At 32.2% G+C, this 20,025-nt stretch carries 19 protein-coding genes and 1 pseudogene; 11 read left to right on the plus strand and 9 right to left on the minus strand.

Annotated elements, in window-relative coordinates; translation table 11 throughout:
* The first annotated feature begins 201 nt into the window (after nt 1-201).
* The 11 genes and pseudogenes from ACQ654_RS13320 to ACQ654_RS13370 all read left to right on the plus strand — a co-directional run bounded on the left by ACQ654_RS13320 (nt 202) and on the right by ACQ654_RS13370 (nt 11,285).
* Nucleotides 202-1,515 carry a tyrosine-type recombinase/integrase gene (locus ACQ654_RS13320; protein ID WP_430410829.1) on the plus strand — a complete coding sequence of 438 codons (1,314 nt, stop codon included), beginning with the start codon at nt 202-204 and terminating at the stop codon, nt 1,513-1,515.
* A 1,056-nt stretch (nt 1,516-2,571) separates the two neighbouring features.
* On the plus strand, nt 2,572-2,751 hold the full coding sequence (locus tag ACQ654_RS13325) for a hypothetical protein (RefSeq protein ID WP_430410830.1): 180 nt from the start codon (nt 2,572-2,574) through the stop codon (nt 2,749-2,751).
* A 2-nt stretch (nt 2,752-2,753) separates the two neighbouring features.
* Complete coding sequence (locus ACQ654_RS13330) at nt 2,754-4,040, plus strand: hypothetical protein (RefSeq protein ID WP_430410831.1); 1,287 nt, start codon at nt 2,754-2,756, stop codon at nt 4,038-4,040.
* Nucleotides 4,041-4,620: 580 nt separating this feature from the next.
* Nucleotides 4,621-5,516 (plus strand): annotated as a pseudogene (locus ACQ654_RS13335) (IS982 family transposase).
* 301 nt (nt 5,517-5,817) lie between these two features.
* Nucleotides 5,818-6,075, plus strand: coding sequence for a hypothetical protein (locus ACQ654_RS13340; protein WP_430410832.1), 258 nt, complete (start codon nt 5,818-5,820; stop codon nt 6,073-6,075).
* A 5-nt stretch (nt 6,076-6,080) separates the two neighbouring features.
* Nucleotides 6,081-7,736: a hypothetical protein gene (locus ACQ654_RS13345; protein WP_430410833.1), complete on the plus strand. Its 1,656-nt coding sequence runs from the start codon at nt 6,081-6,083 to the stop codon at nt 7,734-7,736.
* On the plus strand, nt 7,736-8,470 hold the full coding sequence (locus ACQ654_RS13350) for a hypothetical protein (RefSeq protein ID WP_430410834.1): 735 nt from the start codon (nt 7,736-7,738) through the stop codon (nt 8,468-8,470). The genes ACQ654_RS13345 and ACQ654_RS13350 overlap by 1 nt, the downstream gene beginning before the upstream one ends.
* Before the next feature lie 222 nt (nt 8,471-8,692).
* On the plus strand, nt 8,693-8,980 hold the full coding sequence (locus tag ACQ654_RS13355) for a competence protein CoiA family protein (RefSeq protein WP_430410835.1): 288 nt from the start codon (nt 8,693-8,695) through the stop codon (nt 8,978-8,980).
* 159 nt (nt 8,981-9,139) lie between these two features.
* Nucleotides 9,140-9,574: a hypothetical protein gene (locus tag ACQ654_RS13360; protein WP_430410836.1), complete on the plus strand. Its 435-nt coding sequence runs from the start codon at nt 9,140-9,142 to the stop codon at nt 9,572-9,574.
* 17 nt (nt 9,575-9,591) lie between these two features.
* On the plus strand, nt 9,592-9,984 hold the full coding sequence (locus ACQ654_RS13365) for a hypothetical protein (RefSeq protein ID WP_430410837.1): 393 nt from the start codon (nt 9,592-9,594) through the stop codon (nt 9,982-9,984).
* A 35-nt stretch (nt 9,985-10,019) separates the two neighbouring features.
* Complete coding sequence (locus tag ACQ654_RS13370) at nt 10,020-11,285, plus strand: IS256 family transposase (protein WP_430410838.1); 1,266 nt, start codon at nt 10,020-10,022, stop codon at nt 11,283-11,285.
* 256 nt (nt 11,286-11,541) lie between these two features.
* Here the strand turns inward: ACQ654_RS13370 and ACQ654_RS13375 are convergent, their stop codons facing one another.
* From ACQ654_RS13375 to ACQ654_RS13415, 9 genes are all read right to left on the minus strand, one after another.
* Complete coding sequence (locus ACQ654_RS13375) at nt 11,542-11,940, minus strand: heavy-metal-associated domain-containing protein (RefSeq protein ID WP_430410839.1); 399 nt, start codon at nt 11,938-11,940, stop codon at nt 11,542-11,544.
* Nucleotides 11,941-11,960: 20 nt separating this feature from the next.
* The gene (locus tag ACQ654_RS13380; protein ID WP_430410840.1) at nt 11,961-13,736 is read right to left on the minus strand and encodes an efflux RND transporter periplasmic adaptor subunit; all 1,776 of its coding nucleotides are present in this window, start codon (nt 13,734-13,736) and stop codon (nt 11,961-11,963) included.
* Nucleotides 13,726-14,208, minus strand: coding sequence for a DUF305 domain-containing protein (locus tag ACQ654_RS13385; RefSeq protein WP_430410841.1), 483 nt, complete (start codon nt 14,206-14,208; stop codon nt 13,726-13,728). The genes ACQ654_RS13380 and ACQ654_RS13385 overlap by 11 nt, the downstream gene beginning before the upstream one ends.
* Before the next feature lie 26 nt (nt 14,209-14,234).
* Nucleotides 14,235-15,026 carry a cation transporter gene (locus tag ACQ654_RS13390; protein ID WP_430410842.1) on the minus strand — a complete coding sequence of 264 codons (792 nt, stop codon included), beginning with the start codon at nt 15,024-15,026 and terminating at the stop codon, nt 14,235-14,237.
* Between the two features lie 4 nt (nt 15,027-15,030).
* Nucleotides 15,031-17,757, minus strand: coding sequence for a heavy metal translocating P-type ATPase (locus ACQ654_RS13395; RefSeq protein ID WP_430410843.1), 2,727 nt, complete (start codon nt 17,755-17,757; stop codon nt 15,031-15,033).
* A gap of 75 nt (nt 17,758-17,832) precedes the next feature.
* Nucleotides 17,833-18,390, minus strand: coding sequence for a helix-turn-helix domain-containing protein (locus ACQ654_RS13400; protein ID WP_430410844.1), 558 nt, complete (start codon nt 18,388-18,390; stop codon nt 17,833-17,835).
* Nucleotides 18,391-18,396: 6 nt separating this feature from the next.
* Nucleotides 18,397-18,915, minus strand: coding sequence for a YybH family protein (locus tag ACQ654_RS13405; RefSeq protein WP_430410845.1), 519 nt, complete (start codon nt 18,913-18,915; stop codon nt 18,397-18,399).
* A 25-nt stretch (nt 18,916-18,940) separates the two neighbouring features.
* Nucleotides 18,941-19,399, minus strand: coding sequence for a heme-binding domain-containing protein (locus ACQ654_RS13410; protein ID WP_430410846.1), 459 nt, complete (start codon nt 19,397-19,399; stop codon nt 18,941-18,943).
* On the minus strand, nt 19,400-19,996 hold the full coding sequence (locus ACQ654_RS13415; RefSeq protein WP_430410847.1) for a DUF3347 domain-containing protein: 597 nt from the start codon (nt 19,994-19,996) through the stop codon (nt 19,400-19,402). It lies immediately after the preceding gene.
* Between the last annotated feature and the right edge of the window lie 29 nt (nt 19,997-20,025).

Consider the following 20,025-nt stretch of genomic DNA (forward strand, 5'->3'; position numbering starts at 1 on the left):
TAAAAAGTATATTTTATTTGCGTTAAGGATAGCAGCATTTGTTTAAGCTCTTTTTGGTTTGGATTCCTGCCTACGCAGGAAATACAAAGGAAAAAGCGAGTGCGGATAGCTATACCTATTGACTTTTTGAGTTAAATGTATGAAAATGGCTTCAATCCCAGTATTCGTAAGTGTTTTTCTTATTTTGAAAACACAAATTTTATGTATAATTTTAATGATATTTTACAAAACGAATACGTTATCGAATACAGTTTGAAAGGAAAGAAAGATTATTCAGAACCGAAAATTTATGATGCAGGAGGAGATTTAAACAAACGTTGGTACGTTTATTATTCCTATCGTGATCCCAAAACTAACAAGTTGAAAAGACAACCACCAATCTACAAAGGTGCTAATCGCTTTAAAACTAAAGCAGAACGTTATGAGATACTCATGGCGTATAAACAAGCTTTGAAGAAATTACTTTCTAAAGGATACAGTCCTTATGAAAACTTTAAAGTGACTGATGCTAAAATAGAGAAAGAAGAGAAACGATTATCTAAAGAAAATAATCCAGCTTTCAAGGCAACTAACTATACAACTATTGAAGCATTGGAATTTGCTGTTGAGCAAAAAGAATCCTATTGGTCTGACCGCGCTAAAATTACTATTAACGGACATTACAAGAGATTTGCAAAATGGTTAAAAGAAAATGATTTAGATACTATCGACATTAAAGACTTAAAACGTCGTGAAATTGCTGTTTTTCTAAATTCTTTAAAGAAATATAATAAGCAACGAGAATTAACGGATGAACCCGTAAGTGCTAAAACAAGGAATAGCTATCGAACTTCTTTATCACTTCTATTCAATCAATTGGTAAGTGATGACATCTTGGAGTATAATCCCGTAAAGGCTATTCAGAAACTTAAAGAACGACCTAAAACGCATAAAGCGTATACAGATCAACAAGTTACACAAATGCGAGAGTACATGGATGAAAACGATCCATATTTGAGAAAGTTTACACAATTCATTGCTTATGCTTTTTTAAGAAATGTAGAAGTATGTAGACTCAGAGTAAAAGACATTGATCTTAAAAATAGAAGATTGTATGTTCAAACCAAAACAGAAGCACAAGAAGTAGTTCCTATTATTGGTAATCTTGCTAAGGTGATTGAGCAAATGGAACTTCATAAATATGAGCCGAATGATTTTGTCTTTACCAATAAAGAACAATGTGGACAATGGAGCACAACGGAAAAAGCAAAAACATATTATTTTTATCGCAGGTATGCTGATATGAAAGAAGCTTTGAAACTCGATGAAGATCAAACCTTGTATTCTTTTAAACATACTGCGGCATCAAATTTATACAAATCTTTGGCTTCTGAGGGAAAAGCAGATGAACAAGTGCTTACCGAACTTATGAGTTTTACAAGGCATAAAACCAAATCACAGCTTCGTAAATATTTAAGAGGTATTGGCGCATCTTTGGCTAAAGACTATTCCAATAAATACACGATTGACTTTTAAATCCAAGAAATAAAAGAACGTTCAAAAGAAATCATAACTATGGTTGTCATTACTTTTAAAAGCATGGCGTTCTTTTTTTTGTTTTAATCAACTCATCACTTAGCAGTAAGTTTTCTAAAGCAACTTATCATTTAATGATGAGTTATTTTTATTTATGCTAAATTGAAGGAAAATCAATGTCTTTTTTAGCAATTACAGATTCTTCAATAACTATTCAGTTTTTAAATCTAATTTTCTCAAACTCGCGTTTTGTGCTTTTTTCACATACTAATTCACAACGAAAAACATCAGAAAAAGATTGTTATTCATTGTTTTTTTGATGCACATCAAAACTTTTTAAAAAAAAAAATTAAAATTCTTCTGTTTTTTTGAAGGGTTTTATTCTAAAAATCATCGTTTAGGAGTCAAAAAATAGTCTTTTGGATTTTTATTTTTATTTTCTTAAATATAAGGTGTTGATTTTTAATCGTTTAAATGAATTTAAAAAAAAGCGTAACTAAAAAAGGGTAAAAAGTACACCAAAAGTATCCAAAACTTTGTCCAAACTATGACCAAAGTTTTATCAAACTTTAATGAAAATTTTAACAAAACTTACATAAAATTTTTTGCAACTTTCAGTAAATAAGCGAGTTACATTTTTAAAAAGTCTTTGTTTTTCAAATGCTACGCTAGTTTTTAAAAGAAAAATTAATTAGATTTACTACACATCAAAAATGATATACGTATCATTCTATGGCGATTTGATTTAGAGATTAAATGCTCATAGTTCAGAACTCGTTTTATAAACCTTTTAAAAAGAAAAAGAAGTCGTAAAGAAACAAAATTGTAGAACCGAACAATCATATTGATTGTAAAAAAATAGTCAGCATTCCATAGAAGACATAAAGAAGTTACCAATATTCAATCAGATATATCTAGCTGATTAATCTTAGATATAAGTATCTCAGACATATTTTAAAAATGCGAAGTTGCCTTTTTGAGCGACCTAGGATTCTTTTGTCCAAAATTATAGAAATCGCTGCTCATTAATTCTACACAAATAATGTAATAATTTAATTGAAAGCAGAAACAGTATATAACGTCATTCAAGCATTAAACTCAGAAGAAAAGCTGAGATTATATGCTATGCTTGACTTACCTAAAGTTTCTGTCGTAAAACGCAAAAGAAAAAAAGAAAAACTCATCTCTGTGGCTTCGGCAATGGATGATTTGTTAGTCAATACTTTTAATAAATAATAATGAGCATCATTCATTTTTCAACTGTTTTTAAAGCGCTTGATGTTTTTGTAGAAAAACACAATGCTTTTTCTGATGATCTTTCAAGTCGTTTGCGTCAACCTGTGATTGCAACAGCTAGAGAGATTATTAGAATTTATGGTGCTTCATTATTTAAAGCTAGTAAAAAAGCTAGTTTTGATACTGCTTCTATTCCTCCCTTAGCAACAAATAACGTACAGTTGGCGAAGATTTCTCACACAAGTACCAGAACTATTAAAAGACATCTTAAAAAGCTTTTAAAAGCCAATGTTATCATCGAGAAAATTAATTATGGTCGTAAGGCAAATTATGAACTTTATTTAAACCCTAAAATACTGTTGATAAACAGTGAAAAAGCTGTCAATAAGCAACCAAATCAAAAAGAAAATGAAAAACTAAAAAAAACTGATAATCAGTTTTTTAAAAAATATTATTGGACAACTTGTCCCCAAACAGACGCTAGTAACAATAGTTACATAAATAATATATTAATAGCAGTTGATAACAAAATGAACATTGATCGTAGCTTAAGTTATAGGTCTTCCAAAGTTGAAGCTTTGGCTGGTAACAATTTTACAGGATACGTAGAGAAGGAAGGCAATAAAAAAATAAAAAAGCAACTTATACAGGGCACACCAGGTGCGCGAAATTTTAAGCGTACTAACGATGTAGAGAAGGAAGGAGAACTCCCTGAAGTTAAAACACAGGCAAAAGACATAGATTCAAGGCTTGAAGCTTCGGGGATTCCCTTTCTTAATTCGTATGTTGATACTTTGTGGGAACTCGCTAAAAAGAAATTATACAAAGAGGTTTGCTTGACTGAAAATGTGGAGAAAAAGACCAAAGAGTTATTGTATTTATGGTATCAGCCTTTAAAAAAACAACATTTAGATAAAGTTCACAATGTCTACATAAAACGTATTGAATTAGTCCAGAAGTATCTTGCCAAAGATTCCGAAAATAGATTCGTTCAATTACCACATCTATATTTTGATCCAGAAAATAAACATGGTTTTACAGGAACTAAAGTTTGGTATGAAAATTATATGCGTAGCAAGCAAAAAACACGATTAAAATTAATTACTCATGCGCAAATTCGTCGTTTCTTAACTAATGAGCAAAAAGAAACTGCAAATCAAAAGCCACGTTTACTATTATTTAGAGATTGTGAAAAACGAATTAGACAACTTGGAAAACCTGTATTGCTTCATCAATTTTACACAGCAGTTTTAAATGAAAAAAATAAGGCTGTCTTCATCTCTGAATAGTTTATAGTCGAAAGAGTTTTTATGAAATTTCAAAGCCTAAAAATGACTAATAAATGACCTAGAAGTTACTTGAGAGTTACTTGTAAGTTCCCAAAGAGTGACTCAGAAGTGACCAATGTTTGACCAAAGAATGCCCAATAAGTGACCTGAAATTGACTTAAAAACACTTTTTTAAATTCAAATTATTGATTATTAGAGTTTTACACACTTGCGATTTGATAAACAAATTTGGTGAATCACTTTTTATTCAAAAACCTTTGAACTCATCATTGATATTGTAAAAATCTTCTAAAGCTTATATCCTAAATTTGTAATTGGATATTTTTGACTCCTTTCAAATTGTTCAGGTTACAAAAGCGAACAAATGATTTTTAACAGCTTCTATTCATCTTTGCTTCATAACGGAATTTAGAGATTCTGAATAATTACAGCATTCAAAGTATAACGCTTTGATCTCCTTAAATTATTTTTTAATTAACGTGAGTTCGACGTAAGAAAGTTAGTTTTTTGTGCAATAAAAAAGTAGAAATTCATTATATTTAAGTATCTGACATTTAAATATTTAAACAAATTTCTACTTATGATTTCTAATGATAAAATTACTGAAATTTTCTGTACCGTTGATGATTTTTGCAAGGAAATAAAGCAAATATTGGATGACAACTCCCTTGAAAGTGACTCTTCCTTGAAAAAACGTAAGCGAAAATGCAAATTAAGCGATAGCGAAGTCATATCCATTATGGTTTTTTTTCATCTTAAAGGTTACCGTTGCCTAAAACATTTTTACGTTCACTACGTGCAGAAACACATGCAATCTGAGTTTCCAGAAACAGTATCATACAATAGGTTTGTTGAGTTACAGAGTAAATCCATTCTGCCCATGGTCGTATTCCTGCAGACTTGCTGTTTGGGCAAATGTTCGGGAATCTCATTTCTGGATTCTACCGTAATAAGAGCTTGCCATTATAAACGAGAAAAACAAAATAAAGTGTTCAAGGGCATAGCTGCAAAAGGACGTGGTACAATGGGCTGGTTCTTTGGATTTAAACTACATATCATCATTAATGAACGAGGTGAGATTATAGACTTTTTAATAACACAGGGTAATGTAGATGACAGACAACCTCTTAAAAACAAGACTTTTCACGATAAGGTTTTTGGCAAAATATTCGCAGACAGAGGCTATATTGGTAAGGATTTATTTGAAAAACTATTCGTGGACGGTATACATCTAGTAACCAAAATTAAAAAGAATATGAAAAATGCCCTCATCATATTTATGATAAGATACTATTGAGAAAAAGAGCTGTTGTAGAGAGCGTTAACGATATCCTTAAAAACCAGTGCCAAATAGAACATACCAGACACAGAAGTTTTGACAACTTTATAACAAATCTTATTTCTGGACTTATCGCATATGCTTTTTACCCAACTAAACCTAATATAAATATTGATAGATTACAAAGAATTCGATAATGCTTATATCGAACTCACGTTATTTAGGAGTTATCTCTAATATTTCTCTCAATTTATTCCTACAAACTTTGTGTACTACACAATTTTTTACAAATGTTTTTCCAATTTCCCTTCGTAGCTTAGTGTTTTCAACACTAAGAAGAAAAAAGTATTTTTTCTATGACTTACATATAATGAATTGAATATTTACTTATCATTTTTTAAATATAATGATACTTATTGTCCGAGTGACAAAAGTTGACAAATGATTTTTGAAATATGCTTTTTAGCTTAGTGTTTTTAAACATTAATTGATATTATTATGAATGTACAGATAACACACAATACAACTAAAAACGGAATTGAAATGTTGTTTTCAAAACCAATAGAAAATGAACTCTTTTTGCTTCTTCAAAAGCTAGGCTTTAAGCACGCTTTTAATAATAAACTGAAATGGTATGCCGATTTTCATCCGCCGTATGTAAAGTTTGCTAATAGCCTAAAAAGTAGGCTTGAAAGTAATACGATTGGAAATCAATACCCTTGCATACTACTTTTAAATCAACTTATGACAATGTAGATAATTTGAAATTTTGTATTGCAGAGATTAACGTCAAAAAAGATGATACTGTCATTATGGGTGAATATCTCATTTTTGAGAATTATAAGCGAGTTGTCACAATTATTGCCGAACGCTTTGCCAAAGAAACCTTTGGTCATTATGTTGATTCAATTGTGATTCTACCAAGAAATTATAAAACTAGAGCGCAAAAGTTATTGAGTCAAAGTAAAGTCATTGAAGTAGATGAAAAAGGAAATTTTGTTCCTTTTCAGCTTTCGGATTCTTTGTCTAAAATAGCTGAAGAAGTTTCCAAAAATAAAGTGCCTAATGGTTTTGAAAGCGTTTCTATTAATAATGAAGCTTCTAAATTTGTTGCATCTGGAATTTTAGAAAATGAAGCTGATTTTCAAAAGCTGTTACTGTTGGAAGTTATTGACAAATTAGCTTCTATTGAAATAGATTCCAAATGTAATTGTCAAGATATTATTCAAAACCTAACGACTGAATTAGGAGAAGCTTCAATGATTGACGCTAATGTTCTTCGTCTTGAAAAAATATCCCAAATCATTCGTTTATACAAAGATTGGTTTAATGATCTTGATAGTAGCTGTAAAACAAGTGTTGCAATTGCTATGCGACCTTTATTGGAGATTGTGAATGAAAAATTGAGTTTCAAATCATGTGTTGTGAGTTTACATTTTGAAACGCATAAAATTCCAAACGTTCTTGTTCCGATTTATGTGCAAGAAGCATTTCACAATGGAATTATTCCCAAAGAACAAATACCAACACTTAAACCAAAGTTCCCGTATTTATTTGAAGCTAGTAATTCGACATTCAGTAAGCTTTCAGCATTTAGGCTTTTTGAATTATCACAGTTGGAAGACCATGTAGAAAATGGCATAAATATCTCAAGAATCCGATTGAATAATTATTGGCAAGACAATAGTAGTAAGTTATTTAATATAATAGGCTATCCTATTGATAAACAATATCCTTACGTTAGTTTATTTCATAAATATATTCACATACTCACACTCGAAGAAATTTTAGTAAAAGACAACAAATTATGTAATTGGTTGTACCTACTTCAAAACTATCGTCCAATTTCTGATCTATCTTTTGGGATTGATATTATAAATGAGCAGATAAATGAATTATCGGAACAGCTTACCGAACTCAAAAGAGGAGAAAGTCTAATTAATATGCCCTATGAAGAGAACGTTTCTGAAAGAAAAGCTATTGAAAAGGACATTGCATCGCTTTTTATATCAAAAGAAGTGATTGAAAACTATATCCAACAATCGCTTTCAAAACAACTCGATGAAAAAGACTTTGTGGATTCTGATAATGAATATGCTGAATTGGACATACCAGAGTTTAATCGAGATAGTTTTGTAGCAGGTCTATCCTTGATCTACAGCAAGTACAAAAAACCAACCGAAGCACAAATAGAGGATTTTAGTAAAAAGTGTCACGTACCCAACGATGAAGTATTACAAGAATCTATAGAACTAAGTGCTATTAACTATTTTAGAGGTTGGTATCATGCTTTGAGAGAAGAACTTTTGATTGGCGCAATAAGCCATTTTGGAGAAACTTACAATACCAAAGAAGCTTTGCCAGTGATAAAGAGCAATATGAACATAGTCGTATACTGCCTTTACCAATTGCGATGATGATAGGCAAATACATTCAATCTAATAAAGTCACTTCGATTTATGATCCAACAGCAGGAAGTGGTCATTTATTGGTCGGACTAAAAACAAAAAAAGTTCACGCTAACGAAGTATCAGAACTAAAACGAACTTCGCTGGGTTTTTTACGTTTTAAGAATATTACTAGCTGCAATCCATTAGAACCGACACCTAAAGAAATACACAAATCGTTTGATGCAGTCTTATGCAATCCACCAAGCATAGAATCAAACATAACGGCAAACCAAAAAGACGACATTATTGATAAGTACATTGAAAACGGACATTTCCTAACTCATTACCTTAGACAAAAGGCATACATCATAGCACTAGCGCTATTAAATCTGAAAGACGAAGGGAAAGCTATCATCGTTTTAGATGGACATATCATTTTTGATGAAGAAGGAAGAATTAAATACTATCGAGGTTTTTTAAATTGGTTGTATAAGTACTACTGCGTTCGCGATATTATCAACCTAGACAATTTTATTCTCTCGAAAGATATCAACTCGAAACAGAAAAAAATGATTGTACTTATCGAAGGAAGAAAGCAAAATCCATCATACAACACACCCACAAAAGAAAACCAACCACATTTAGCTAACGTAGTTGGTTCTTTAGATAAACATTGGGAGCATTTTAAAGCAAATCAAATCCCTTTGATAGAAATTATAATTGAACAGCTTAAAATTGCTGTTGGACAACAAGAGGAATGAAAATTACATATTAAGACACAAAAAATCGGAAGCCCTCGATATATCACAAAATGAATATTAGAATAATAAAAATCTTTTGGTTGTCTTTGACTTTGAATGAGATTATTGTAGATTTATGTAGACTAAATCTTATAACGAATAAAAGATTTGGTTATAATAGAACTAATAGGAACTACCGCTATACGTAAGTTGCCAGTAAGCAAAAAATAAAAAGCAATAAACATGAACGTTTACGATGAGCATGAAGAAAACTCAAGCATTAAATTGACCGCTCGAAAAGTGGAAGATAATAGCCTTGTTCATGCAAATGCTGTAACTAAAACAGACGGTCCATTCTATTGCCCAGAAACATTTGAAGAGCTAATAGTTAGAAAGTGTACTGAAAAAAGAGATCACTTTGCATATAAAGTAAGGCAAAGTCTAGTTGGAAATAAAGAAAGTGGTTTGCACAAAGATTATAAGAAAGAGATTTGTACGATTTTGCAAAATAAATTCCCTAAGGGAAAATAGGAAGAAGAAAGAGAAACATTTAAAAAAGATGAAGAAAAGGGATTTAAGAAAGTAAGACCTGATATAAGCGAAAGAATTGGAGATAAAGGCGTTATCATTGAAGTTCAAGCTAGTTCTCTATCAATAAAGGAAATCATACACAGAACTGACTAATATACGATGCGTGGTGGTTATATTTTATGGATTGTTCCATTAGAAGAAAAATTAGGGGCGGAAGATTTTAGACCTAGACTTTTTGAAAGATATTTACATACAATGTACTATGGAAGAGTATATTATTGGACTAAGGGAAAAGGAACAATATTAACACCTGTACATTTTGGAACTGCTGAAAGATATATTGAAGAAAGCAATTGGTTTGAGGCTGACGGAACTGAAAGAAGCGAAGGTGGATATTTTAAACCATATTTAAGAGTAAAGAAACCGATTTACTGTCAAGAAGTAGATTTGATAAATTTCATTGCAGATGATAGAGATGAATTTGAAGTTGAAAATGAAAAATTATCTATCCAAAAATGCAAAATATTTAGGGACAAATTAAACTCTTGGTGGAAAGAAAAGAAACAGCCTGCTAACAATAATAGTAACATTTAAAAACATCACATTTATCAATGAGTTTTCAACCAGATTTTGACTTTAGTAGCAGGGTTATCTTTAGTATTGAAAAAGAAGATAAAGAGCTTATATTGGAACTAAATTTGTTCTGGAAAACTAATCGAAAAAGAACTCAGAAAGAAAAATTTACAGCAAAAAAAACAAAACTCGTAGACACAAAATTTGATGTTGGTATTAGAAAAAATAAACTTGTTCCTATCAATAATAAGAATACATTATTTGAAAAACTTATCGAATTTAGGGAAAAATTAAATCAAGAATTCAAGCAATACAAAAGGTCAGCTACAAACAGTTGGTCAATTTTTACATATCTGATTTTCAGAAGTTTAAAAAATAAGGAGTCCGAAAAAGGGTTGATTTTCAGAGAGTGTAAACTGAACTCTGTCTAAGTAGAATTAAAAAAATAATTTAACTTAGATAGAAAATGACAAAACAAGAGCAACAGAATTTAGAGAAGAAAGCCCTGGAACAATTTATGTCAGGGAAGAGTTTATTTGGTAAAGATGGTGCATTTGCACCGATGCTAAAGAACTTCATAGAAAAAGCCTTAGAGGCAGAGATGGAAGAGCATTTAAGCGATTCTGAACGTAAGAACGGTAACAAACGTAACGGCAAAGGCAAAAAGACCATAAAAAGCAGCGTAGGTAGTTTTGATATTGAAACACCTACCGATAGATCCAGTAGCTTTGAACCAGAACTGGTCAAAAAGCGTCAAACAATTTTAGCAGAAAATTTATCGGATAAAATCATCGGTTTGTATGGATTGGGTATGAGTTACCGTGATATCGCTTCTCATATCAAAGAGATGTACGATACCGATATCTCTCATACGGTATTAAGCCAAATTACCGATAAGATCATTCCTGATGTAAAGGCATGGCAATCACGTCCATTAGAAGCGCTATATTGCATTGTATGGCTAGATGCGATGCACTACAAAGTAAAAGTCAATGGTAAAATACAACATCGTGCTTTATACAACATATTAGGTATCAATAAAGAAGGTAAAAAGAGCGTGTTAGGCATGTATATCTCCGAGAGTGAAGGTGCTAACTTTTGGTTACAAGCACTAACGGATCTTCAGCATCGAGGCGTAGAAGATATTTTAATTGCTTGTACTGATAACTTAAAAGGCTTTACACAAGCCATCTTAAGTATCTTCCCAAAAACACAGGTACAGCTTTGTATAGTGCATCAAATACGCAACTCACTAAAATACGTATCTTCCAAAGATCAGAAGGCGTTCTTGGTTGATTTAAAGAAGGTTTACAGAGCTGTTAATAAATCCGTAGCAGAAGATCAGCTGCTAAATCTGGAAGAGAAATGGGGCGAAAAATACCCTATTGTCATCGAATCTTGGCAACGAAATTGGGAAGAGTTATCGCAATATTTTCAATATTCTGAGCCTATCCGTAAGCTGATATACACCACTAACACCGTTGAAGGCTTCCATCGTCAGGTTAGGAAAGTGACCAAAACCAAAGGAGCTTTTCCTAATGATATGGCATTGTTAAAACTTGTATATTTAGCCACCAGAAATATAGAAAAGAAATGGACTTCTCCAGTGTTCCATTGGAGTTTGGTCGTACAGCAATTATACATTAAATTTGAGAATAGAATACTACTGGATTTAAACACCACTGGCATTGGTGGTACCACCAATGCCAGTGAAGCAGCAGACAGAGTTTAATTTACACATCCGATTTTCATGCTTTTCGGTACTCTGAAACGGTACTCTTATAACATATTTAAAGTGTATGTTTTTCCATGAATTATAATAATTTTTTAAGGAATACTCAAATAACCTAAATAGGTTTTGTCTGAGTCTAAAACAACTTTAAATATCTATTTCTATTATAAAAAAATAAATTACTTCTTATCTATTAAATTTAATAGATAAGAAGTAAACCTATAATGAATTATTTATGCAATCATTTTATTGCAACTTATTTATTCATCTTCATTTTATGATCATACTGACAACAACCAGGTAGTTTTTTATATGCTTCTTCATTACCAGCTACTTTTTCGGTATCGTAACCTGAAGCTGCGATTGCTTTATGGATTGCCATTACATCGGTTTTTGTGTCATCAAAAGAAACATCTATTTTCTTTTTATCAACGTCCCAATTGGCGCTTGCAACACCTTCTAAACCATTTACTGCTTTCTCGATGGTGTTTTTACACATTCCGCAATTTCCTCTTACACCAAAAGACAGGTCTTTCATTGCCATATCTTTAGTCATCTCAGTAGTTGTTGTTTCCGTTTCTTTTTTGGTTTCGTTTTTACAACTTGTTAAACCTAATGCTGCTATTACAGCTACACTTAAAATTACTTTTTTCATTGTTTAAAATTTAATTGTTATTACTCTATTACTTGTTTTACTTCTCCACAGGTTAGCATTGCATCACCAAAATATGGATTGATTACTTTTTCTTCTTTGCTCAACCAAAACGCACCCTTGTTATTATCTGCCATTGGACAAAATTCTAAGTAGACTTTTTCATTTACACCAAATAGTTGAACAGCATTGATTAGATGTGATGACAAATACTTGAAATGGTCTCTTTGAGCTTTTATATCGGACGTTTCAGAAATTGAGGTCACTGAAGATTTTATTTCCTTTTCTAATGACATCCAATGGTTATGCGCTTTATTATCTGATAACAATTTCATATCTACTTTGGTTAAATTGTTTAGTAAAGTTGATGTGCTTGTTGAAATACTTTTTGAATCTTCTTTTACTAAAGCATCTTTTAAATTGATATACTCATTGTAAATACTATTTAACTGTTGTTGAAATTTCTCAGACACTTCCAAACGTTCATTCATATTGGTGTGGTCTGTTTCTTTGTTGGATGAATTGTTATCCATACCTAAATGACCTTCGTGACCAGTCATTACTTTACCATCCTTATTCATCATCGACTTTTTGCCTTGTAATTGTGCTGCTGCATCAACCGTAAAGGCTCCGTTAGTTACTATTTCATTTCCAGAAAACAAGCCTTCTAAAACTTGATATTCATTACCAATTTGATTACCTAACGTTACTTCACGCATTTCAAAAACTGGTTGGTCTGGATTTGTTTTTAAATATACCACAGAACGCTCACCTGTCCATAACACAGCAGATGCTGGAATAGATAAAGCTTCTTTATTTTTATTCTTAACACCATTAATATTTGCGGTTACAAACATTCCTGGTTTAAATACATCATCCTTGTTGTTTAGAACCACGCGCAAGGTTACTGTTCTTGTTTTTGTGTTTAAAACGGGGTCTATAAAATCAACTTTACCGTTGAATTCTTTATTAGAATAGGCATTGGTTGTAATCATTACTTCCTGTCCTTTTTTAAACAAATCTATCTGATTTTCATAGACATCAAAATTTCCCCAAACTGTGTTTAGATTGGCAATTTTTAATAAAGGTTGACCTTGTTTAATATAATCACCTTGCTCTACCAGTTTTTCTGCGACAGTTCCTGAAACTGTTGCATACACAGGAAAGTTTTCTTTCACTTTTTGGGTTTCCTCAATCTGATTGATTTGATTTTCAGACAGCTTCCATAATTTCAGTTTATTACGAACTGCTTTGTATAAAGCAGGTTGTGATTCTTTTAAAGATGCTGCTGTAATGAGTTCTTGTTGTGCTGCATACAATTCTGGTGAATAAATAGTTGCCAAAAGCTGACCTTTACGAACTTCTTCGCCAGTAAAACTCACATTTAAACGTTCAATTCTACCAGAAAAATAACTGACTTGTACTGCATTGGCTTCTTCATTTTCAGCAATTTTACCAGATAGTTTTATGGTATTGCCTTCTGCATTGCCTTTACCCACGACGGTTGTTTGGATATTGGCTAAAGCCATTGCGTTTTCTGTGAGCTTGAATTGGTCTGCTAACAGGCCATCTGCACTATTTTCAGCAGGAATTAAATCCATACCACAAATGGGGCAGTCGCCTGGCTCTGGTTGCATAATCTGTGGATGCATAGAACACGTCCACATTTGATTGGTTGCTGCAACCGCATCGTGATTATGGTCTATTTCTTCATTTGATGAGCCACCAAAAAGCAACCAACCCAATAACACACCTACTACGAGTATGCCAATATATATGACTATTTTATTATTTTTCATTCTCTAATCGTTTTATCATTGCTTTCATTTCTTCTATTTCTTTACGTTGTGCTTGTATAATGTCTTCTGCTAATTTTTTAACTTCTGGGTCTTGAATATCTGCTCTCTCACTTGTTAAAATAGCGATAGAATGATGTGGTATCATTGCTTTCATCCAAAGGACATCACCAATAATGGGTGCTTGTGTTCTTACCAACCCTAATGCACCAACAAACAGAATGAGACTACTTGCGAGTATTGCGATATTCTTCTTTTTATCATTATACATTTTTCGCATAAAAAACCACATTATTACTGCCATTGTTGAAATCCCTAAACACGTCATATAGAATCGTGTTAAACTAAACCATACGTGGTCTATGGAATAGGTGTTTAAATACATTGTGATGTACATTGCTACAAATGAGCAAGCCAACATTATAAAGAAGGTTTTGTAATTTCCTTTGTTTGAGTGTTTTTTTGAATTTTCCATAATTTTTGATTTTATAGTTAAACTTTTTACTTACTTAATTTTAATATCCTGAATGCACCTTGTATCACCAATCCAAATACAATGATTCCTATAATTAAATCTGGAATACCAGAATGCAGCCAATTGACTAAAACGCCTGCTGTAATTACGCCAAGATTTATTATAATATCGTTAGAGGTAAAAATCATACTGGCACGCATATGTGCTTCTTGACTTTTAGATTTTTGTAAGAGGTACAAGCAAATGCCATTTGCAATCAAAGCAAATACTGAAACTATAATCATTGTTGAAAATACAGGTAAAGCTTCATAGCCTAAAAATCTACGTAATACCTCAACGATTCCGATAATTGCAAGTGTTATCTGAAAATAGCCTGCATATTTTGCAATCCGTTTCTTTTTTAAAACTGTACCACCAACCGCTATTAAACTCAATCCGTAAACAAATGAATCTGCCAACATATCTAAACTATCAGCAACTAATCCCATTGATTTTGAAATAAGTCCTGTACTCATTTCGATAATAAAAAATGCAAAATTGATGATTAGAACTGTCCACAACAGTTTGGATTGACTCCTTGTAGATTCAGTAATAATTGTGTCTGTATCTTCTGAACTGATTAAACTTTCATTTAATTTTAATTCATTTAAGGCATTACCAATTTCATTTACATTTGAATTATGATATAGTGTTAAGATTCTTTCTTCTAAATTAAAATCAAGTTGTTTGATACCATCTATATCAGATAGCTTCATCTTAATTAGATTTTCTTCAGAAGGACAATCCATTTTTGATATTTTGAAAACTGTTTTCTGCATATAATTAAATGTTTTTTGTTCTTAATCGTAGTGCGTTACCTATTACCGAAACCGAACTAAAACTCATTGCTAAAGCTGCTATCATTGGCGAGAGTAGTATTCCGAAGAATGGAAACAACACACCTGCTGCAATAGGTACACCTAAAGTGTTGTAGATAAGTGCAAAAAATAGGTTTTGCTTAATGTTCTTCATTACAGCATTACTCAAATTTTTTGCTTTTACAATACCGTGTAAATCGCCTTTTACTAAAGTTATCATAGCACTTTCTATCGCTACGTCTGTTCCAGTTCCCATAGCAATACCGACATCACTTTTAGCCAATGCTGGTGCATCGTTAATACCATCACCTGCCATAGCAACTACTTTTCCGTTTTCTTGTAATTTTTCTACTTCTTTGAGTTTGTCCTCTGGTAACATACTGGCTTTAAAATCTGCAAGATTTAGTTCTGATGCTACTGCTTGTGCTGTATCGTGATTATCACCTGTAAGCATTATAACATCAATCCCTTTATCCTGAAGTGCTTTAATGGCTTTAGCACTTGTTTCTTTTATCTTATCGCCTATAACTACATATCCAACGACGGTTTCATCTATTGACAAATAAGAAACTGTTTTACCCTGCTCTTGGTAAGATTTAGCTTCGTCTTTCATTTTAGAAGTAATATCCGCTTTAGCATATTCCATCATTTTAGGATTACCTAATGCTACTTTTTTATCTTTTATGGTCGCTTCAACACCTTTTCCTGTGACTGCACTAAAATCTTCGGACTTTAAAATTTCTGCGTTGTGTTCTTTGCCATATTTAACAGTTGCTTCTGCTAAAGGATGTTCGCTATTGGTATTTAATGAAACGATGTATTGTAACACTTCTTTTTCGCTTAAAGCCTCATTAAAAGCACCAACGGTTTCAACTGTTGGTTTTCCTTCGGTAATTGTGCCTGTTTTATCAACGATAAGCGTATTCACCTTATCCATTTTTTCAAGAGCTTCAGCATTTTTAATCAATACACCATTTTGAGCACCTTTACCTACACCAACCATTACAGACATTGGTGTTGCTAAACCTAAAGCACAAGGACACGCAATGATTAGTACTGCAATTGCATTCACAAACGCATACACATAAACTGGTTCTGGTCCCCAAATAGACCATACTATAAATGTGATTATCGAAATGATTACTACAACTGGCACGAAGTAACCCGAAACTCTATCCGCTAAATTTTGAATAGGTGCACGACTTCTACTGGCATCATTAACCATATGAATGATTTGTGATAATAAAGTGTCACTACCTACCTTTTCAGCTTTCATTAAAAAGGATTGATTGCCATTTATTGTTCCGCTACTTACTTTATCTTCTTGAGATTTGTTTACAGGAATAGGTTCTCCTGTAATCATAGATTCGTCAATAGTTGTTTCGCCTTCAGTTATCACACCATCCACAGGAATTTTATCGCCTGGTTTCACTTTTAGAATATCATTTAATTCTATCTCGTCAATACTGACCTCAACTTCTTCACCATCTACTATTTTTATGGCTTTATTAGGTGCTAACTTTAGTAACTCTTTTACTGCCGAATTGGTTTTACTATGCGCACGAGCTTCTAACAATTGACCTAAAAGCACTAACGTTAGAATTACTGTTGCTGCTTCAAAATAGACGTGAACTGCGCCTAATTCAGTTTTAAATTGTTCAGGAAATAAATCTGGAAACAACATCCCAAATACACTAAATAACCAAGCCACACCTGCACCGATTCCAATGAGTGTAAACATATTGAGATTCCACGTTTTTATGCTTCTATAAGCACGCTCAAAGAACATCCACGTAGCGTAAAAGACAACTGGAATGGATAAAACAAACTGAATCCAGTTCCAATTTTTCTGTTCCATTATATCATACAATGGATTGTTATTAAGCATTTCGCTCATAGCAATTAAGAAAATAGGTAATGTGAATACAGATGCTATCCAAAATTTCTTTAATAGCTTCTTATACGTTTTTTCTTCTGCTGAACTATCTGCTTCCAAAGGAACTAAATCCATTCCGCAAATAGGACACGAACCTGCTTCATCTTTGACAATTTCTGGATGCATTGGACAGGTCCATTGTTCTGAATTTGTAGTTGATAAATTTTGTTCTTCCACTAAATCCATACCACAGACTGGACAATCAACAGGTTTGTTATACGTTTTTTCTCTCTCACAATGCATTGGGCAATAAAATGTGCCTGTGTCATTACTGTTGGGTTGTGATTTTTGCTTTTCAATTTCAGCATCTGGACGTTGTCCAGCTTTGTAAATGGTATAAGTGTTACCATCCTTTTTTAAGGCTTCTTGAAACGTCTCAAAAGAAATGATGGTTTTCATATCAATAACTGCCTCGGCTTTATCTAAATTGACTGCAACATCTATAACACCATCAACTTCAGCAATTATTTTTTCAACGTGAGACCTACAACCGTTGCACGTCATCCCATTGATAGGAAATTTCCGTGTTTTTATGTCATTGGACTTGAATGGATGCACATGATATTTACTCTTTTTTTCTTGAACCGCTTGTTCAAATTTTTCAATTTCAATATGTTGTTCCATTTCGATATTGGCTGTTTGATTTTCAAAATCAATATCCACATCGATTACGCCTGAAACATCTGACAATGCATTTTTTACTGTTCTCAAACAACCTTTGCAAGTCATTCCTTGTATTTGATATTTGTGTTTCATTTTCTTAAAATTTATAGTTAACCCATAAAATTAATTCATCAAGCAATTTTCAGTTTTCCTAATTATGGTTAATACTTATACAATTTTGTCTAAACCTTTTCTCTTGTGATTATATAAATTCTTATAATTTGACATTGACATCCCTGTTATCTGTTTAAATTGTTTTGCCAAGTGGCTACTGTTTTTATAATTAAGACTATATGCTATTTCTGAAAAATTAAGCTCTTGTAACTGGATGTATTCCTTTACTTTTTCTACTTTTAGGTTGATAAAATACTTTTCAAGTGTTATCCCTTCTGATTTACTAAACGTTTTACTCAATGTAGAATAACTTTTGCCTATTTCATTCTCAAGTTTACCAAGAATTTCATCTGTATCATTTTTTTCAATGTGTTGAATAAGATTAATTTTTATTTTTTCAACCAATGCCTTTGTAGAATCCTTAATTACTTCAAATCCTAAAGCATTCAACTGTGTTTCTAGCCGAGCATAATCATTACTAGACTGTTCTTTAACAACAATTTTACCCAATTGTATAGATTCCAATTCATAGCCTTCATCATCCAACAGATTTATAATCGTCATTTTACAGCGATTACAGACCATATTTTTTATATGAAGAATCTGATTCATCTCTTTTTAATTCAATTTTTTAAATGAAGTATGTGAATGAATAATCTTCCAATCTCCATCTATTTTTTTTAAAATTGAAGTTGCTACGCCTTTACTTTCAATGGTTCGTTCTTTTGTTCCTTTAGCTTCATCTGCCTTTAAAACTATTGTATACAAATAATTTTCAGTTGTATATGCATAGGGCAAACTTATATTTACATCAATCTCATAATCTGAAAATGTAAAACTTTTAAAATGCCCAAGTTCTGGACCTAAATGACCATCTATATAATCTTTATAAGTTCCTTCTACTTTACCTTGCTCAAAAACTGTGGCATCTTGCGTAAAGAGTTGAAAAGTGCCTTCGGTTGTTAAGTTTTGAATGGCATCTTTATAAGACTTCATAATTTTCAACACTTCCTCTTTTTCATTTGTGTTGTCAACAACGACCTCTTTTTGAGTTTCGATAGTTGTATCTTGTTGTTTACTTTCTTTACAACTCACAATTAAAATCGTGAGTAATAAGACAAATATGGGTGGTTTCATAATCGAATATTTTGATGTTTGACTTTTAATTATTTAAATTTTCTTTTAAATCTGACATATACTTTATGAGTAATTTCTTTTCGCTTTCAGACAATTTTGCGTTTCCGTGAATTAATGTATAGGAATCCAAAGGCATTTCGCCATTTTCAATTTGATTAATGATGGATTTTAGTTTACTGTTTTTCCTTCTATTTGAATAATCATCCCATTCATTAAAATTTAATTCTGCCTTACCTTCTTTGATATGGTCTTCAAGAAACCAGGCTACCGGTTGCACCTTATTGTACCAAGGATATATTGTATTGTTACTGTGGCAATCATAGCAAGAGACTCGCAATTTGTTCTTGATATCATTTGGGACATCATTTATCAACATAAAGTCGGTTTTTGGAACAACTTCACTTTGATTGCGTGTTGTGGGTATAAATTGAATACCCACAAACGCCACCAACAATACTATTGCTATGATTTTTACAATTCTCATTTAGTTAATTTCTCTTTGCACTTTACCACATTTCAACATTTGGTCACCGAAATAAGGGTTTCTAATTTCTTCGTTCATACTTAACCAAGCACCACCTTTATTGTTATCATACATTGGGCAGAATTGCTCATAAAGCTTCATCCCTGTTCCCGTAATGGCAACCATATCTATAACATCTTTACTCAATACTTTGAAATGCTCACGCTGATGCTTGATGTCACTTTCTGAAATATGCTCTGCGTGTTCCGTAGCATCTTCGATAATGTCATTCAATTCTGATTTTTCACTTTCAGAATATTTTGATGCATCAAAAGATTTAAGAGATTTAACCAATGTGCCTCCCAATTCCTTTGCCTTATCATTATCATCGCCTACGAGGGCATCTTTTAAGTTGAAATAATCTTTTAAAATTGCTTCTGCTCTTGTGTCTTGATTGTCTATCATTGCCATATCGTCCTTGTCATCTACAGATTCTTGATTTACCTGATTATTATCATTTGTAACAGATTCATTTTTATTTCCATCTTTACAGGAAATTGTTAGCATCATTGTGGCAGCAAGTGCCATTGTACCTATTATTCTTTGTACTGTTTTCATAAATTTCGGTTTTAAAGATTATTATGTAT

The organism is Kordia sp. (assembly GCF_965283645.1).
Classification (GTDB): Bacteria; Bacteroidota; Bacteroidia; order Flavobacteriales; family Flavobacteriaceae; genus Kordia.

Excerpts from the sequence above, each read along its gene's own strand:
- ACQ654_RS13320 (WP_430410829.1), top strand. The coding sequence starts at position 202 with ATGTATAATTTTAATGATATTTTACAAAACGAATACGTTATCGAATAC.
- ACQ654_RS13330 (WP_430410831.1), top strand. The coding sequence starts at position 2,754 with ATGAGCATCATTCATTTTTCAACTGTTTTTAAAGCGCTTGATGTTTTT.
- ACQ654_RS13340 (WP_430410832.1), top strand. The coding sequence starts at position 5,818 with ATGAATGTACAGATAACACACAATACAACTAAAAACGGAATTGAAATG.
- ACQ654_RS13350 (WP_430410834.1), top strand. The coding sequence starts at position 7,736 with ATGATAGGCAAATACATTCAATCTAATAAAGTCACTTCGATTTATGAT.
- ACQ654_RS13355 (WP_430410835.1), top strand. The coding sequence starts at position 8,693 with ATGAACGTTTACGATGAGCATGAAGAAAACTCAAGCATTAAATTGACC.
- ACQ654_RS13360 (WP_430410836.1), top strand. The coding sequence starts at position 9,140 with ATGCGTGGTGGTTATATTTTATGGATTGTTCCATTAGAAGAAAAATTA.
- ACQ654_RS13365 (WP_430410837.1), top strand. The coding sequence starts at position 9,592 with ATGAGTTTTCAACCAGATTTTGACTTTAGTAGCAGGGTTATCTTTAGT.
- ACQ654_RS13370 (WP_430410838.1), top strand. The coding sequence starts at position 10,020 with ATGACAAAACAAGAGCAACAGAATTTAGAGAAGAAAGCCCTGGAACAA.
- ACQ654_RS13375 (WP_430410839.1), bottom strand. The coding sequence starts at position 11,940 with ATGAAAAAAGTAATTTTAAGTGTAGCTGTAATAGCAGCATTAGGTTTA.
- ACQ654_RS13380 (WP_430410840.1), bottom strand. The coding sequence starts at position 13,736 with ATGAAAAATAATAAAATAGTCATATATATTGGCATACTCGTAGTAGGT.
- ACQ654_RS13385 (WP_430410841.1), bottom strand. The coding sequence starts at position 14,208 with ATGGAAAATTCAAAAAAACACTCAAACAAAGGAAATTACAAAACCTTC.
- ACQ654_RS13390 (WP_430410842.1), bottom strand. The coding sequence starts at position 15,026 with ATGCAGAAAACAGTTTTCAAAATATCAAAAATGGATTGTCCTTCTGAA.
- ACQ654_RS13395 (WP_430410843.1), bottom strand. The coding sequence starts at position 17,757 with ATGAAACACAAATATCAAATACAAGGAATGACTTGCAAAGGTTGTTTG.
- ACQ654_RS13400 (WP_430410844.1), bottom strand. The coding sequence starts at position 18,390 with ATGAATCAGATTCTTCATATAAAAAATATGGTCTGTAATCGCTGTAAA.
- ACQ654_RS13405 (WP_430410845.1), bottom strand. The coding sequence starts at position 18,915 with ATGAAACCACCCATATTTGTCTTATTACTCACGATTTTAATTGTGAGT.
- ACQ654_RS13410 (WP_430410846.1), bottom strand. The coding sequence starts at position 19,399 with ATGAGAATTGTAAAAATCATAGCAATAGTATTGTTGGTGGCGTTTGTG.
- ACQ654_RS13415 (WP_430410847.1), bottom strand. The coding sequence starts at position 19,996 with ATGAAAACAGTACAAAGAATAATAGGTACAATGGCACTTGCTGCCACA.